Here is a 13,984-nt window from a genome sequence, read left to right as displayed (position 1 = left end):
CATTTTCAGGGGCTAAGGAACTCGACACCGAGGTCGCACTCCTAGAGCGTTTTCACCATGGGTGAAGACGCTCTAGATGTTTGTTTGCCGCATTTTCCGAGTCGTTGACCGTATACGGTCAACTTGAAAATGCTCTAGCCCCTCCCCTTCAGGGGAGGGGTTGGGGTGGGGAAGTGTCTCACCGAGACCAGCAGAGGTTCTGGAATCCCTCCACCCCCACCTCCGAGGAGGAGGAGGGACTTAAGAAGTCTCCACCGCTTCGCGCGCTGCCTTGGTCATTGCCGCCAGTTGCGCGAGCGTCTCGTCGAACCGGCCTTCGCGCTCGGCATCGCGGAGGAACTTCACCCGCTCCACCAGCACCTCCTTCGGCGTCGGCTGTTTCCCGAACAGCGCCATCACTTCGTCGGCGAAGTCGTCGAGCGGCTGGTAGCCCGGCCGCTGGCTCTGCCCCGGGGTCAGCTCGGTCTGCACCGCCGGGGGCGCGAGTTCGATCACCTCGACCTTGCCCTCCAGAACCGCGCGGAGCGACACGGTGTAGCTGTGCATCGCCGCCTTGGTGGCGTTGTAGGTCGGGGTCGTCACCAGCGGCACGAAGGCCAGCCCCGAGGTGACGTTGACGATCGCCGCATCGGGGGTGGCAGCGAGATGCTCGATCAGCGCGTCGATCAGCCGGATCGGGCCGAGCAGATTGGTTGCGATGGTGGCCTCCGCATCGGCGAGGTCGCGCTTGGCGTCGAGCGCCTCGAAGCGCATGATCCCGGCATTGTTGATCAGGACGTTTACGGCGGGATGTGCCGCCAGCAGCCGGCCGGCGAAGTCCGCCACGCCCTCGGCGGTTTCCACGTCGAGCGTCAGCGCGTGCATGTTGGCCCGGCCTTCGCAGGCCGCCTCCAGCGCCTCGCGCCGCCGCCCCGCGACGATCACGGTGTTGCCGGCGTCGTGGAACCGGTGCGCGAGTGCCGCGCCGATGCCCGAGCCGCCGCCGGTGATCAGGATGGTGTTGCCTTGGGTCTTCATCATCGCCTCCAGTGCTGATTGCTGGCGGCGATGTACGCCGCTAGGCTCCCAACGAAAGAAGGCACCCGAAAGATTTATACCCACCCAAAAGAGAGTGACTCGATGCCTGCCCCCGCTGCCACACCCCATGCCGACTATCCGGATCTCGACCCGCGCGTGGAAGCGTTGGTCACCGAGGTGATCGGCCGCGTCGCCGACAAATGGACGATGCTCATCCTCGAAACGCTGACCGAGCAGGGCGAGTTGCGCTTCACCCAGATCGGCAAGGCGGTGCCCGGCATCAGCCAGAAGATGCTCACCCAGACGCTGCGCCAGATGGAGCGCGACGGGCTGGTGACCCGCACCATCCACGCCGTGATCCCGCCGCGGGTCGACTATCGGCTCACCGATCTGGGGGGCACGCTGGCCGAGGCGTTCTGTGGCGTGTGGATCTGGGCGGCGACCCATCTCGAGCGGATCGAGGCAGCGCGGGCAGCGTTCGACGCGCGCACCGCCAAGGCGTAACCTTCCGGCTCAGGGCTGCTGCTCCAGCCGCGCGACCATTCGCCGCACCGAGTCGATCTGCAGCCCGTGGCGGAGCTGGAAGCCGAAGGTCTGGCTGTAGCCCCACCAGTCCCAGCAACCGAACGGATTGGCCTGCCAGGTCAGCGGGATGCCGCCCTGCTCCACCGGGATGTTCCACCAGGTCGCCGATCGGTCGACCTGCGGGTAGAGCAAGATGATCCGGTTGGTGTCGGCCCAGCGATTATAGCCGAGCTGCGCGTAGATCACGTCGCTGCCGCCGAGCGAATTGACGCTCTGCACGCAACCGTGAAAGACGACGTGTACGCGGCATCCCGGACGCGCGCTGCAGTCTGCGGGCACATAGGCATAGCCCGTGTTCGCCATGGCGGCCGCACCGCTGCCATAGCGGCGCTGGTCGAACGCGAACGGCCTGGCCGAAAGCGACGCCGCCGCTTCGCGCTTCAACCCATAGATGTGATCCAGAATTGCATGCGGCTGATCATAGGGTCGGCCATTCTCGGTACACTGCACGACATAAACGGGCGATTTGTCCTCGCATCGCCCCCCCACCTCGGCGGAGACGAAGGCATGGCTGGCCGGCAGCGCATCGACATAACGCAGCGCGGACCTGGGCACCCGGGCGAGCGTGTAGAAATCGAATACCGAGCGCATCACGGCGGGCACGACGACCGAGTCATGGCTGCCGCTGAACAGATAGACGCGCTGGCGGGCGATGTCGGAAACGGGATCGATCACCCGGTCACGTGCGAATCCGGTTACCGCCCGCCAGCTGTCCTCGGCAGACCAAGGCCGGTCCATGCAGTTCGCGACCACCGCCTGGGCGCCCGAAAGCGCGAACCGTGCACCGCAATTGTAGAGCCCGCCCGCCACGACGCCGACGCCCATGACCTCGCTCGACCACGCAACCGAATATTGCACCGCCATAAAGCCGCCGGAGGAAAGTCCCGAGACGGAGACTTGCGTGCGATCCGCCCCCAGCGCCGGCAGTTCCTGCGCAGTGACAAAAGGTGCCCAACACAATGCAAGCAGCGAAAGCAGCATGGAAAAGGCGCGCATCGTTCACCCCCCGGTGACCATGAGAATCCACGCCGCGACGGCTCCCCGGCAATCGCTGGACGCAGCTGCGACCTTACGCGCTTCTACCATGATTCGCCGCGTCCGCGAAGACAAAACGGGGCCTCCCGCGCCCCCTCGCCAGTCGCGCATGGCAAGGCTATAGCGCCTGACCGCAGTTTCCCCTGTACGCCATCATGACCAGGATCGCCTGATGCTTCGCTCGCTGCTTCCGCTGCTATTGTTAACCATAGCGGTTCCCGCTCGCGCGCAAGACGAATCTTCCGGACGATTGGCGGCGCCCTCCCCAGCGACGCTGGTCGCCCGCTATGGCGCCGATCCGCTGCAGCTGGGCGAGTTGCGCCTTCCCAACGGCAAGGGCCCCTTCCCCGTCGCGGTGGTACTTCATGGCGGCTGCTGGGACGCGACGCAGGGCGAACTGCGCGACACCGCGCCGCTCGCGGAGGCACTGGCGGCGCGTGGCATCGCGACCTGGAACATCGAATATCGGCGCGCCGGCACTCCGGGGGGCGGCTGGCCCGGCACCTTCGAGGACGTGGCCGCCGCGACCGACCATCTCGCGGTACTCGCCCGCACCCAGCCGCTCGATCTCGACCATGTCGCCGTGGTGGGACATGATACCGGCGCACAACTCGCACTCTGGGTTGCCGCCCGGCCGAGGCTCGGGAACCCGATCGCGGGCGCGATGGCGGTACGCCCGGTGACCGCCGTCGCGATCGACGGGCCGGGTACGCTTGGCCCGCTACTCGGTGCCGCTGCGCAGGCCTGTGGCGAGGCCGCCGCCACCCGCTTCATGGGCGGCACGCCGGCGGAAAAGCCCGAAGCCTATGCGCTCGCCAGCCCGCAGGGACATCTGCCGCTCGGCGTCCATCAGCTGATCGTCGTCGGCGCGCTGGGCGCGGAGATGGCGCCCTATGTCCAGGCCGCGCTTGCCTCGGGCGACACGGTGGTGAAGCTCGCCCCCGGCGGGGCAGACCACCGCAACGTCATCGCGCCCGCCACGCCGCAGGGCAAGCAGGTCGCGGATTTCATCGCGGCGCAGGCGTTCGGGGAGTAGCGGGGCCCTGGCGCCCCTTATCGCTAACCGCTCGCAATAATATCGCGAACGGTTCGCAATAATTAGCCCCCTGCCCCCAGCAGATCGTGCCGGCGCAAGGCATGGCGAAGCTGGTCGTAGGTCAGTCCCAGCGCCTCGGCAGTCGCGCGCTGGTTGAAGCGATGCTCGGCCAGCGCCTGCGACAGGAGCTGCTTCTCGAAGCGCGAAACCCGCGTCTTGAAATCCCCGCCCAGATCCGCTGGCGCCGGGGGCGCGGCAGCGGGTGCGGCCGCAGCCGGGGCCGCCGGCTCGGCAGGCTTGTCCACCGGGCGCATCGACGAGGCCATCGGCCGCGGTCGATAGGGCGAGGCGAACGGATCGATCTCGATACGGTCGATCGGCCCGCCGCGGTCCCAGCGATAGACCGCGCGCTCCACCACGTTGCGCAGCTCGCGGACATTGCCGGGCCAGTCGTAGGACAGCAGCGCGTCGAGCGCATGCGGACCCCAGCCGGGCCAATCCTGCCAGCCCAGTTCGGAGGCCATGCGCCGGCCGTAGAACTCCGCCAGCACCTCCACGTCACCACCGCGGTGACGTAGCGGCGGCAATGTCACCACCTCGAAACTTAGCCGGTCGAGCAAATCGGCGCGGAAGGTCCCCTTCTCCACCCGGTACGGCAGATGTTCGTTGGTCGCCGCGACGATGCGGACGTCCACGCGCACCGGGCGCGAGGAGCCGATCCGCGTGATCTCGCCATATTCCACCGCGCGCAGCAGCCGCTCCTGCGCGCCCATCGAGAGCGTGCCGAGTTCGTCGAGGAACAGCGTGCCGCCATCGGCCTCCTCGAAGCGGCCGGTGCGCGCCTTGGTGGCGCCGGTGAAGGCACCGGCTTCGTGCCCGAACAATTCGGCCTCGATCAGCGTCTCGGGAAGTGCGGCGCAGTTCATCGTGACCAGCGGCTGGTCCCAGCGCGGGCTCAGCCGGTGGAGACGCTCGGCGACCAGTTCCTTGCCGGTCCCGCGTTCGCCGATCACCAGCACCGGGCGATCGAGTGCCGCCGCCCGGCTCGCCTGTTCCAGCGCGTCGATAAAGGCCGAAGACTGGCCGATGACCTGGGTGATCCGCTCCATTCCCCAAGCTTGGCGAATTTTCCCAACTATTAGCAAGTGCAATTTGCGTAACTACATTTGTAGTCGACCCGGAAACGTCAGTTTTCCGCCATTTTCAAAAATTGGCACGCCTCCTGCAAAGATGGAGGCAAGCCCGATGACGGGCAGCAACATCAACCTGCCAAGGTTCAGGAACACGATCATGACCAACCAGATCCACACCCTCCGCAACGCCTTCGTGGCGGTTTCCTTCGCCTTCCTCGCCAGCGTGGTTCTCACCGCCGGCGCGGTGGCCCCGGCGATCGCCTGAGGCGGGCACACGAGGTCTCCCCGGCACTGCCTCCCTCGGTAGTGCCGGGGCCGCCGGAAGGGCCCCCATCCCTTCCGGCGGCACCCCCAAAGAACATACGAAGGAGCGCAATATCATGGGTATCTTCTCGCGAACCCGCGACATCATCGCCGCCAACGTTACCGACCTGCTCGACAAGGCTGAAGATCCGGCAAAGATGATCCGCATGATCATCCTCGAGATGGAGGAAACGCTGGTCGAGGTTCGCGCCAGCGCCGCCCGGACGATCGCCGATCAGAAGGAAATGCGCCGCCACATCGCGAAGCTCGAAAAGCTCCAGGAAAGCTGGACCGAAAAGGCCGAGCTGGCCCTGTCCAAGGACCGCGAGGACCTCGCCAAGGCCGCCCTGGTCGAACGCCAGAAGGCCGCCGACATGTGCGACCAGCTGCAGCAGGAGATCGCGGTGCTCGACGAAGCGCTCCGCGCCTCGGAAGAGGACATCAACAAGCTGCAGAACAAGCTGCGCGAGGCGCGCACCCGGCAGAACTCGATCGTCGCCCGCCTGGAAAGCGCCAACAACCGCGCCCGCTTGCGGGAAATGACCAACGGGTCGAAGATGCAGGACGCCTTCTCGCGCTTCGACATCCTGGAACGCCGCGTCGATCTGGCCGAAGGCCGTGCCGATGCGATGGGCCTGGGCGGCAACCCGAAGACGCTCGAAGAGGAAATCGCCGAACTCCGCTCGTCGGAAAAGGTCGATGCCGAACTCGAGGCGCTCAAGGCACGGCTGAACAAGGGAGCATAACCGGTGGACGAAATCATCATTCCGGTCTTCGTCTGCGCGATACTCTTCCTCGGTCTTCCCTGGATCGTCTTCCACTACGTCACGAAGTGGAAGCAGGCAGGAACGATCACCCGGGAAGACGAGAACCTGCTCGATGACCTGTATCGCACGGCGCGCATGCTCGAAGACCGGCTGATGACGGTCGAACGCATCATCGCCGCCGACAACCCCGACTATCGCCCGCTCTCGGCCCAGCGCCCCGAGCCGGGCCAATATGATCCTTCACGGAGGAACTGAGATGTCCGCTCGCACCAAATTCTATCTCGATCGTCAGAACCGCAAGTTCATGGGCGTCTGCGCCGGCCTGGCGGATTACACGGGCATCGACGTGACCTGGGTGCGCGTGGCCACCGTGCTGCTCACCCTGGCCACCGGCTGGGGCGCCCTGGGGTATTTCGTGATCGCCTGGATCGCGAACCCCAAGCCGGTGGGCCTCTACGACACGCCGGAAGACGAACGCTTCTGGCAGGGCGTCCGCTCCAGCCCCAAGCGCTCGACCTCGGAGGTCCGCTCCAAGTTCCGCGACATCGATCGCCGGCTCGCCGACATCGAGATGTTCTACACCAGCCGCAACACCCGGCTGGCTGACGAGATCGAAAGCCTGCGCTGAGGCGCAGGCTGCCAACAGGGAGGCACGACGATGGACTGGAGTGGCCCCGGCTTCGTGATCGCACTGGTGGCGATCTCCACCTTCGGGTGGCTGGCCAACAACTGGATCCGCGCCAAGCACGGCTATTCGATCAGCGACGATCACGGCAAGAATATCGACAAGATCGACGCCCACACCAATCGCAAGATCGACCTGCTCGCAGCCGAGAACGAACGGCTCGCAGGCCAGATCAGCCGACTGGAAGACCGAATTTCGGTGCTCGAACGGATCGCCACCGATCCCGCCGAGCGCACCGCCCGCGCCATCGACGCGCTGCGCTGAGCTCAGGGAGACGCACAATGATCGAAGTAGCACTCGCCCCGTTCATGCCCTGGATCATCCTGGCCGGAATCGCCATGGGCTTTTTGGGGGTCGGCGGCTGGCTGTTCACCACCTGGCTCCGCGTCAAGAACGGGTACCCGCTCGAAAACAGCTGGGGCAAGGCAGTGTATCCGCAGCGCAACGACGAGGCGATCGAGCGGATCAAGCTGATCAGTCAGGAGAACGCCCAGCTGCGCGCCGAGCTCGGTTCGGTCAAGGACCGGCTCGCCAATGTCGAACGCATCGTGACCGATGGCGCCCACCAGCTCGATCGCGAGATCGAGGCACTGCGCAACCGCTCGAACTGAGGAGGCTTCGATGAACCTCAACATGATCGCGTTTTTCACGCTCGTGGTGGTCATCCCCGTCGTCGCCGGCGTCGGCAGCGACATGTTCCGCCGTTGGCTGAAGCACAAGGAGGCGATGGCCCAGGCGCTCAACGCCCAGACGGCGGAGAAAGCGGCACAATATGCCGCACAGACGGAACGGCTGGAGCAGCGCGTGCGGGTGCTGGAACGGATCATTACCGATCGCGGCATGGGTCTCGCCGAAGAAATCGAAACGCTGCGCGACGCGCCGCTGAACTGAAGAAACGTTTTCACCTTCTTCCACGCAAGGAAATTTCGATGATTGTCATGCTCGCAGTGCTTGCCGCACTGTGCGGGGGAGCTATTGCCCTCGCCGAAAGCCGCGATCGCCCCCGCCGCCGCGCCCTCCGCGCCGCCCAGGCATCGCAAGCAGGAAATTGAGGCGCCACACGCGCCAGTACAGGGGAGTAAGGTGCAATGAACCCGTTCGAAATGGTCGTGGCCATCATCGTCGTGATCACGATCGGCAAGGTTCTCCAGGCGCGCTACGGCGTGGTCAAGGCGAGCCGGGGCGACCGAATGGAAGGCCTCGCCGTCCGCGATCCGACCGAGAAGTTCGAGGCCGACCGCCTTCGCGACGAGATCCGCGCCCTCAAGGAGCGCGTCCAGGTGCTCGAACGCGTCATCACCGACAATGAAAACAGCCTGCGGCTCGACCACGAGATCGAGAAGCTGCGCGACAAGAACCGGATCTGAGCCATGTTTCTGGGAGCGAACCCCATGACCATCGACCCGCAAACCACCATCACCCTCGCCGTCTCCGGCCTGGCCGGGCTGGGCATGATCACCGCCGCGGCGCTGTCCGGATGGCGCGGCTGGCTGGCGCTGAAGCACCGCGAGCTGGTCGAACTCCGCCGGCCCGAGCCGACTGCGACCACGATGCCCAGCCCCGCCTCGCGGATCGAGCTGGCCGACCTCAAGGAACGCATCCGCAAGCTCGAGGCGATCGCCGCCGGGGTGGACCTGTGAGCCAGGCGACCCCGCCGGTGGCGGATGCCCAGCCCGCCCCGGCGCCGGCGCGGGCACCCCGCCCCCGGCTCGGCCTGCGCTACGACGCCCCGGCGACGAAGTAACCACGAGGCTGGAAAAGCCCGCGCTACCCCGCTAGCGCGGGGACCATGACCAGCCTCGACGATCTCCAGGAAGAATACGGGTTTCTCGACGCCGACGATCGCTATCGCCTGCTGATCGATCTCGGCAAGGCGCTCGAGCCGATGCCCGACCCGCTCAAGACCGATGCGACGCTGGTGCGCGGCTGCTCGGCTTCGGTTTGGATCTATCCGACGCGAACCGACGACGGACGGCTCCACTTCCTGGCGGATTCGAACGCGGCGATCACCAAGGGCATCATCGCGCTGGTGCTGCTGACCGTGCAGGATCGCAGCCCCGCCGAGATCCTGGCGACAGACATCGAAGCCGCGCTGGCGCCGTTCGACCTGAAGAACCAGCTCAGCTCGAACCGGACCCAGGGCATCCCCAACATGATCGCGCTGATCCGCGAAACGGCGGGGCGGTACGCCTGATCCCGCACGAGGAACTCCGCGTCCCGTGAACTGTCATCCCGGCGAAAGCCGGGATCTATTGGGGGCTAGATGTCCGCTCTTGCTGAAACCGAGTGGCGAATGGATCCCGGCTTTCGCCGGGATGACGAACAAGAAGTGCGGTGGTCCTCCCGACACAGCGCTCGGGAGGGGCAGTGCCTCAGGAAAGCCCCAGTTCGCGCCCGACCTCTTCGAGGTCCGCGCCCTTCTTCACGATCAGCCATTCCCGCGCCTGCGCGCCGTTGACCACGGTCACCGCGCCGCCGGGGCAAACGCCGAGGCACTTGGTCTCGACGACGCCGACCTCGGCCTTGCGCCCCTTGCCGAGTCCGAACTCCTTGCGCAGCACCTTGGCGAGCGAGGTCTTGCCCTTGGGGCCGAAGCCGCCGCCGAGCTTCTTCGAGCATTTCCCGCAGACCAGCACCGCATTGCCCCAGTTGGAGGCGACCAGCTGGCTCATTGCGGCTTCCACTGGCGCCGGTCCTCGGCGGTCTTGAGCACGTCATAGGCCGCCTGGATCGCCTGGAACTGCCTGGCGGCGGCGCTATCGTTCGGCCGCACGTCCGGATGATATTCCTTGGCGAGCCGGCGCCAGGCGCCGCGCACCGCCTCGAAGCTCGCGTCGACCTCCAGCTCCAGCACTTCCAGCGCCTTCATCTCGTCGCGCGAGCGGCTGCCGTCGCCGGGGCCGGCCCAGCTGTTGGTCGCCGAATGCGCATAGCCGTTGGCGGTGCGGCGCTCATTGGCCTCGCGCTGCGCCGCTTCTTCGGCGGTGAGCCCGGCGAAATAGTCCCAGTTGCGGTTATATTCCGCGGCATGTTCCTCGCAGAAATACCAGCGGTCCGGGTTGTTGGGGGATTTGGGCGCGGGCCGGTCGCCCGGCTTTTCGCAGCCGTCGCGGTCGCACAGCCGCACGCGCGCGGCCTCGCGCTCGGAGCCGTACTCGCGCCAGCGGGGAAAGCCCCAGTCCATCGATCGCGTGTGTCGCGCCATAGCCCGCCCAAATAGGGGCGCGGTCCAGCCTTGGCCAGTGCCCGCGCGCCGGAAGCAAAATGCCAGAGGGTCTGTAAGCCGGGTTCTGTCCACCCCATACGGGGATAGGCGACCATTCCTCTAGGCGACGGATCGCTCCGCCGCTCCAGCAACCAACCCGGACGACGCGCCGGAACGAGGCGCATGTGCCGTCCCTATTCGGTCTTGCTCCCGGTGGGGTTTACCAAGCCGCTTCCGTTACCGGTCGCGCGGTGCGCTCTTGCCGCACCCTTTCACCCTTGCCCTTACCCCGGCGAACCGGGGCAGTGGGCGGTCTGCTCTCTGTGGCACTTTCCCTGGGGTCGCCCCCGGCGGGCATTACCCGCCACCGTCGTTCCGTGGAGCCCGGACTTTCCTCCCCCTGCTTTGCAGCAGGCGGCGGCCGCCCGACCCTCTGGCGCGGTCCGCTCTAGCGGCTTCGCGCCGCTGCGCAAGCGGTTCAGCGCTGCGCGGCGGGCGGCGCGCTCGGCGCGGGCGCGGATTGGGTGGTGGTCACCGATGCGGTTTCTACACTGGGCGCAGATGCTGGCGCGGCCGGCTGCGGTGCCGCCTCGACACGCGGCGCAGCGGCCTGCTCGACCGCCGCGACCTCGCGCGACTTGGCCTGCTCGGCCGTATCCTGCGCATCGCCGCGGGCGTCCTGCGCCTTCCTGGCGGCGTCCTGGTCCTTGGCCTGATCCTTCGTCTTGTCGGCGTCCTGTGCGCGCTGTTCCTCGGGCTGCTCGCTCGGCTCGACCTTGACCGGCGCCATCGCGGTGCCCCAGGCCTGTACGTCGATGCGCCACTGGGTGCTGGTGGTCCCGCCGGCGAGCGCGGCACGGCGATAGTCGGCGGCAACGCTCACCACCTTGTCCGCGCCGGCGACGCGGGCGACCCGGTGCAGCTCGGCCCTCGCCTCGGCAGCGGTAGGCGCGTTCATGATGCCGATGCCGGGCCCCTTCGCGTCGCCGCGAACGAAACTGGTCAGGCGGACATGCACCGGGCCCATGGGTGCCATTGCAGCGCGAATCGAGTTGCTCACCGTTCGTACCTCCGGCGTGCACCCAATCAAATTCCGCTTAGAATTCCGTAACCAAACATGGTTAGCGGGTATCGATTCGCGTCAGTCCTCTCCCTGCGGGCGCGGCAGCAGCAGCGCGAGCAGGATGCAGCGGCACTCCATGTCGATCTCGCCGTCGATCATCTCCGGGCGGAACCGCCGCTGGAAGGCGGTCACGGCCGCGACCGGATCGGTAACGTCATAGCCGAAGCGCTCCAGCGCCAGCATGAAGCCGCCATCGGGCCAGCCGGGATCGACCAGGTTGCGCGTCGGTCGCGGCAGCGCCAGCCGCAGGCGGGCGAGCGCGTGCCAGTTGAACAGCTCGCCGGGATCCTGCTTGCGCGCCGGCGCCACGTCCGAATGGCCGACCACGTTGCCGCGGGTGATGCCGTGCCGCTCCTTGATGTCGGCGACCAGCGGGATCAGTGAGCTCATCTGTTCGGGGGTGAAGGGCCGGTAGCCGAATTCATGGCCGGGATTGACGATCTCGATGCCGATCGAGGCAGAGTTGACGTCGTCGATCCCGCGCCAGTGCGCGCGGCCGGCGTGCCAGGCGCGCTTGCCCTCGTCGACCAGGCGGAAGATGCGGCCATCCTCCTCGATCAGATAATGCGCCGAGACCTGCGCCTCCGGATCGCGCAGCCGCGCCAGGGCGGCCTCCCCGCTCTCCATGCCCGTGTAGTGAAGCACGATCATCGAGACGGGGGAGAGGCGCTCGCCGAAATTGGGCGAAGGCGCGTCGAGGATGTCGAGGCCGCTGGTCATGCATTCTTCTACTGCACGCATCGGCGCTGACAATCCGCCCGGCTCAACCAGCTGCCGCAACCGGCGCGGACTCGGCATCGGCGGTGCGATAGAAGCCGCGAAAGGCTTCGCTGGGGGTGAAATGCTCGGTCAGCCCGATCACCGTCTCGCCCGCGCCGAGCACCAGCAGCCCGCCGGGCTGGATCGCAGTCGCCAGCCGGTCGAACACCTGGCGGCGGAGCGGCAGCGAGAAATAGAGCATCACGTTGCGGCACAGGATGATGTCGAACTTGCCCGGCGGGGGCACATCCGCAGTGAGGTTCTGCTGGCGGAACTGGACGCGGCGGACCAGTTCCTGCCGCGCGACCCAGTCGCCGCCCTCGGTATCGAACCACTGGACCATCCGGCGCACGGGAAGCCCGCGCTGGATCTCGAACTGCGAATAGCGCCCCGCCCGTGCCCGGGCGAGTGCCGCGGCGGACACGTCGGTGGCGACGATCTCGGGCGGCATCGGGAAGGCGTCGGCCTTTTCGTCGAACAGCATCGCCAGCGACAGCGGCTCCTGGCCCGTGGAGCAGCCGGCCGACCAGATGCGCAGCCGGCGGTTGCCGATCGCCGCCTGCGTCGCCACCGCGGCCGCGGCGATCTGATCCAGCACCGCCACGTCGCGGAAGAAGCTGGTTTCCTGGTTGAGCAGCACGTCCACCACCTGGTCGGCAAGCTCGCCCGAGCGCGCGCCGAGCAGCTGCCCGACCAGCGCATCGAGGCTCGGCAGCCCGCGCTCGCGCAGCACCGGCTTCAGCGCCGTCTCTATCCGCCATGCCCGATTGGCGGCGATCTGCTGGCCGGTCCGCTGTTCGAGCAGCGCCCCGATCAGCTGCATCGCCCCGCCGCTTGGCGCCATATGGTCGATCATCGCGACCCTCCCCTGCCGATCAGCCGTCCGATTTCGTCGGGCGGCAGCACCGCGCTCGCCCGTCCCGCCGTCGCCACTGCGCCCGGCATGCCCCAGACGACCGAGCTGGCCTGGTCCTGCACCAGCACCTTGGCGCCGACCTCGACCATCCGCCCCGCGCCTTCGCAGCCATCGCGGCCCATGCCGCTCAGCACCACGCCCAGCGCCCGCGCGCCGAACACCTCGGCGATGCTTTCGAACATCGGGTCGACCGAGGGCATGCAGCCGCTCCGCGCCCATTCGGTGCTCAGCCGGATCGCCGCCCCCTCGGAGGTACGCACCACCTTGATGTGCGCGTCGCCGGGCGCGATCACGATCCGGCCGGGGCGGATCCGCATCCGATCGGTCGCGACGTCGCACGGCCGGCTGCCGAGCACCGCGAGCTGGGTGGCGAAATAGGTCATGAAGCTCGCCGGCAGATGCTGGGTGACCAGGATTGGCAGCTGGAAGCTCGCCGGGATCTGCCGGAAGAACTGGCTGAGCGCATGGATACCGCCGGTCGAGGCACCGATCGCGACGATCTGGAAGGCATCGAGCTGGACGCTCGCGTTCGCGGGCCGCGGCGCCGGGGCCGGCGGACAGGCGGCGACCGGCTCGCCCGGCAAGTCGAACAACCTGGCGAGCCGCTCTTCCAGCACCTCGGCGAAACGCCCGCCGAACGCGCCGACGCCAGGCTTCACCAGCGTGTCGGCAGCACCCAGCGCCAGCGCCTGCAGCGTGGTCGCCGCGCCTTCGTCCGCCGAGGAAGAGACGATCAGCACCTTCGCCCCCCGGCCCGCGGTGACCACGTCCGGCAGCGCGGTGAGGCCGTCGATCCCGGGCATGGCGATGTCGAGCAGGATGATGTCGACCGTCTCGCGCGCCAGATAGTCGAGCGCCGCGCGCGCTTCGCTCAGCGCCGCCGTCACGCGGAAGCGCTGCGTGCCTTCGATCATCCGGCTCAGCACCGAGCGCGCGACGACCGAATCATCGACGATCAGCACGCGGCCCGTGGTGGGGGCATGCGCCGGATCGACCGGCAGCGGGGAGGACTGGCTCGTCACGCGGGCGCGCTCCGGCGGGAGGAGGTCAGGCGACGCCGACGATCTGCAGCTTGCTTTCCAGCGTCTCGCGATCGAACGGCTTCATCACATATTCGTCGGCGCCGGCCTCGATCGCCGCGCGGATATAGGCCATGCCGTTCTCGGTGGTGCAGAACACCACCTTGGGGCGTTTCTCCAGCCCCGAATTCTTGAGCGCGCGCAGGAAGTCCATGCCGCTCATCACCGGCATGTTCCAGTCGAGCAGCACCACGTCGGGCGTGGCGGCCAGGCAGGAATCGAGCGCCTCGCGCCCGTCGCCGGCCTCGCGGACTTCGAAATCGAGGGTTTCGAGAATGTGCCGGGCGACTTTCCGGATCACTTTCGAATCGTCCACGACGAGGCACGTCTTCATCGGTCCC

22 protein-coding genes and 1 other RNA gene are annotated in these 13,984 nt (G+C 67.3%); 11 read left to right on the top strand and 12 right to left on the bottom strand.

Annotation, left to right across the window (positions count from 1 at the left end):
- Positions 1-240 precede the first annotated feature (240 nt).
- Complete coding sequence (locus GGR89_RS10800) at positions 241-1,017, bottom strand: SDR family oxidoreductase (RefSeq protein ID WP_125977398.1); 777 nt, start codon at positions 1,015-1,017, stop codon at positions 241-243.
- 102 nt (positions 1,018-1,119) lie between these two features.
- Here GGR89_RS10800 and GGR89_RS10795 point away from each other — a divergent pair, with 102 nt between their 5' ends.
- The gene (locus GGR89_RS10795) at positions 1,120-1,521 is read left to right on the top strand and encodes a winged helix-turn-helix transcriptional regulator (protein WP_125977390.1); all 402 of its coding nucleotides are present in this window, start codon (positions 1,120-1,122) and stop codon (positions 1,519-1,521) included.
- Positions 1,522-1,530: 9 nt separating this feature from the next.
- Here the strand turns inward: GGR89_RS10795 and GGR89_RS10790 are convergent, their stop codons facing one another.
- On the bottom strand, positions 1,531-2,598 hold the full coding sequence (locus GGR89_RS10790; protein WP_125977389.1) for an extracellular catalytic domain type 2 short-chain-length polyhydroxyalkanoate depolymerase: 1,068 nt from the start codon (positions 2,596-2,598) through the stop codon (positions 1,531-1,533).
- A 289-nt stretch (positions 2,599-2,887) separates the two neighbouring features.
- On the opposite strand from GGR89_RS10790, the gene GGR89_RS10785 reads away from it, so the two are divergent.
- Positions 2,888-3,673 (top strand): alpha/beta hydrolase family protein, encoded by a 786-nt coding sequence (locus tag GGR89_RS10785; RefSeq protein ID WP_164521759.1) that lies wholly within the window; start codon positions 2,888-2,890, stop codon positions 3,671-3,673.
- Positions 3,674-3,735: 62 nt separating this feature from the next.
- On the opposite strand, the gene pspF is transcribed toward GGR89_RS10785, so the two are convergent.
- Together pspF and GGR89_RS22670 are read right to left on the bottom strand one after the other, a co-directional pair.
- Positions 3,736-4,782, bottom strand: coding sequence for a phage shock protein operon transcriptional activator (pspF, locus tag GGR89_RS10780; RefSeq protein WP_125977386.1), 1,047 nt, complete (start codon positions 4,780-4,782; stop codon positions 3,736-3,738).
- Between the two features lie 51 nt (positions 4,783-4,833).
- Positions 4,834-4,965: a hypothetical protein gene (locus GGR89_RS22670; protein ID WP_277600119.1), complete on the bottom strand. Its 132-nt coding sequence runs from the start codon at positions 4,963-4,965 to the stop codon at positions 4,834-4,836.
- Between the two features lie 221 nt (positions 4,966-5,186).
- Between GGR89_RS22670 and pspA the strand changes: the two genes are divergently transcribed.
- The 9 genes from pspA to GGR89_RS10735 all read left to right on the top strand — a co-directional run bounded on the left by pspA (position 5,187) and on the right by GGR89_RS10735 (position 8,755).
- Positions 5,187-5,855 carry a phage shock protein PspA gene (pspA, locus tag GGR89_RS10775; RefSeq protein ID WP_125977385.1) on the top strand — a complete coding sequence of 223 codons (669 nt, stop codon included), beginning with the start codon at positions 5,187-5,189 and terminating at the stop codon, positions 5,853-5,855.
- 3 nt (positions 5,856-5,858) lie between these two features.
- Complete coding sequence (pspB, locus tag GGR89_RS10770; protein ID WP_125977384.1) at positions 5,859-6,131, top strand: envelope stress response membrane protein PspB; 273 nt, start codon at positions 5,859-5,861, stop codon at positions 6,129-6,131.
- 1 nt (position 6,132) lies between these two features.
- A complete protein-coding gene (gene pspC / locus GGR89_RS10765; protein ID WP_125977383.1) occupies positions 6,133-6,504 on the top strand; it encodes an envelope stress response membrane protein PspC in 372 nt (123 codons plus the stop codon).
- Between the two features lie 30 nt (positions 6,505-6,534).
- Entirely contained in the window at positions 6,535-6,825 is a 291-nt protein-coding gene (locus tag GGR89_RS10760; protein WP_125977381.1) for a hypothetical protein, read from the top strand.
- A gap of 17 nt (positions 6,826-6,842) precedes the next feature.
- The gene (locus GGR89_RS10755; RefSeq protein WP_125977380.1) at positions 6,843-7,172 is read left to right on the top strand and encodes a hypothetical protein; all 330 of its coding nucleotides are present in this window, start codon (positions 6,843-6,845) and stop codon (positions 7,170-7,172) included.
- A 10-nt stretch (positions 7,173-7,182) separates the two neighbouring features.
- On the top strand, positions 7,183-7,452 hold the full coding sequence (locus GGR89_RS10750) for a hypothetical protein (RefSeq protein ID WP_125977379.1): 270 nt from the start codon (positions 7,183-7,185) through the stop codon (positions 7,450-7,452).
- A gap of 197 nt (positions 7,453-7,649) precedes the next feature.
- Entirely contained in the window at positions 7,650-7,928 is a 279-nt protein-coding gene (locus GGR89_RS10745) for a hypothetical protein (protein WP_125977378.1), read from the top strand.
- A 24-nt stretch (positions 7,929-7,952) separates the two neighbouring features.
- Positions 7,953-8,201, top strand: a complete 249-nt coding sequence (locus GGR89_RS10740; RefSeq protein WP_125977377.1) for a hypothetical protein — start codon at positions 7,953-7,955, stop codon at positions 8,199-8,201.
- Positions 8,202-8,350: 149 nt separating this feature from the next.
- Positions 8,351-8,755, top strand: coding sequence for a SufE family protein (locus tag GGR89_RS10735; RefSeq protein ID WP_125977376.1), 405 nt, complete (start codon positions 8,351-8,353; stop codon positions 8,753-8,755).
- A 178-nt stretch (positions 8,756-8,933) separates the two neighbouring features.
- Here the strand turns inward: GGR89_RS10735 and GGR89_RS10730 are convergent, their stop codons facing one another.
- The 8 genes from GGR89_RS10730 to GGR89_RS10695 form a co-directional block, all read right to left on the bottom strand.
- Positions 8,934-9,233: a (2Fe-2S) ferredoxin domain-containing protein gene (locus tag GGR89_RS10730; RefSeq protein WP_125977375.1), complete on the bottom strand. Its 300-nt coding sequence runs from the start codon at positions 9,231-9,233 to the stop codon at positions 8,934-8,936.
- Positions 9,230-9,766, bottom strand: coding sequence for a J domain-containing protein (locus tag GGR89_RS10725; protein WP_125977374.1), 537 nt, complete (start codon positions 9,764-9,766; stop codon positions 9,230-9,232). Before GGR89_RS10725 ends, GGR89_RS10730 begins: the two co-directional genes overlap by 4 nt.
- A gap of 58 nt (positions 9,767-9,824) precedes the next feature.
- An RNA gene (rnpB, locus tag GGR89_RS10720) (RNase P RNA component class A) lies at positions 9,825-10,203 on the bottom strand.
- Positions 10,204-10,244: 41 nt separating this feature from the next.
- Complete coding sequence (locus GGR89_RS10715) at positions 10,245-10,826, bottom strand: hypothetical protein (protein ID WP_241213409.1); 582 nt, start codon at positions 10,824-10,826, stop codon at positions 10,245-10,247.
- Between the two features lie 81 nt (positions 10,827-10,907).
- Complete coding sequence (locus GGR89_RS10710) at positions 10,908-11,609, bottom strand: N-acetylmuramoyl-L-alanine amidase (protein ID WP_125977396.1); 702 nt, start codon at positions 11,607-11,609, stop codon at positions 10,908-10,910.
- Between the two features lie 43 nt (positions 11,610-11,652).
- On the bottom strand, positions 11,653-12,504 hold the full coding sequence (locus GGR89_RS10705; protein WP_241213408.1) for a CheR family methyltransferase: 852 nt from the start codon (positions 12,502-12,504) through the stop codon (positions 11,653-11,655).
- Positions 12,501-13,478, bottom strand: coding sequence for a chemotaxis protein CheB (locus GGR89_RS10700; protein ID WP_241218045.1), 978 nt, complete (start codon positions 13,476-13,478; stop codon positions 12,501-12,503). Before GGR89_RS10700 ends, GGR89_RS10705 begins: the two co-directional genes overlap by 4 nt.
- A gap of 133 nt (positions 13,479-13,611) precedes the next feature.
- Entirely contained in the window at positions 13,612-13,977 is a 366-nt protein-coding gene (locus GGR89_RS10695) for a response regulator (protein WP_125977372.1), read from the bottom strand.
- Positions 13,978-13,984 lie beyond the last annotated feature (7 nt).

The sequence above is a fragment of the Sphingomonas trueperi genome (assembly GCF_011927635.1).
In the GTDB taxonomy this organism is placed as follows: Bacteria; Pseudomonadota; Alphaproteobacteria; order Sphingomonadales; family Sphingomonadaceae; genus Sphingomonas; species Sphingomonas trueperi.
Note: the sequence above shows the minus strand (reverse complement) of the source record. Positions and strands in the feature narration are given on the sequence as shown.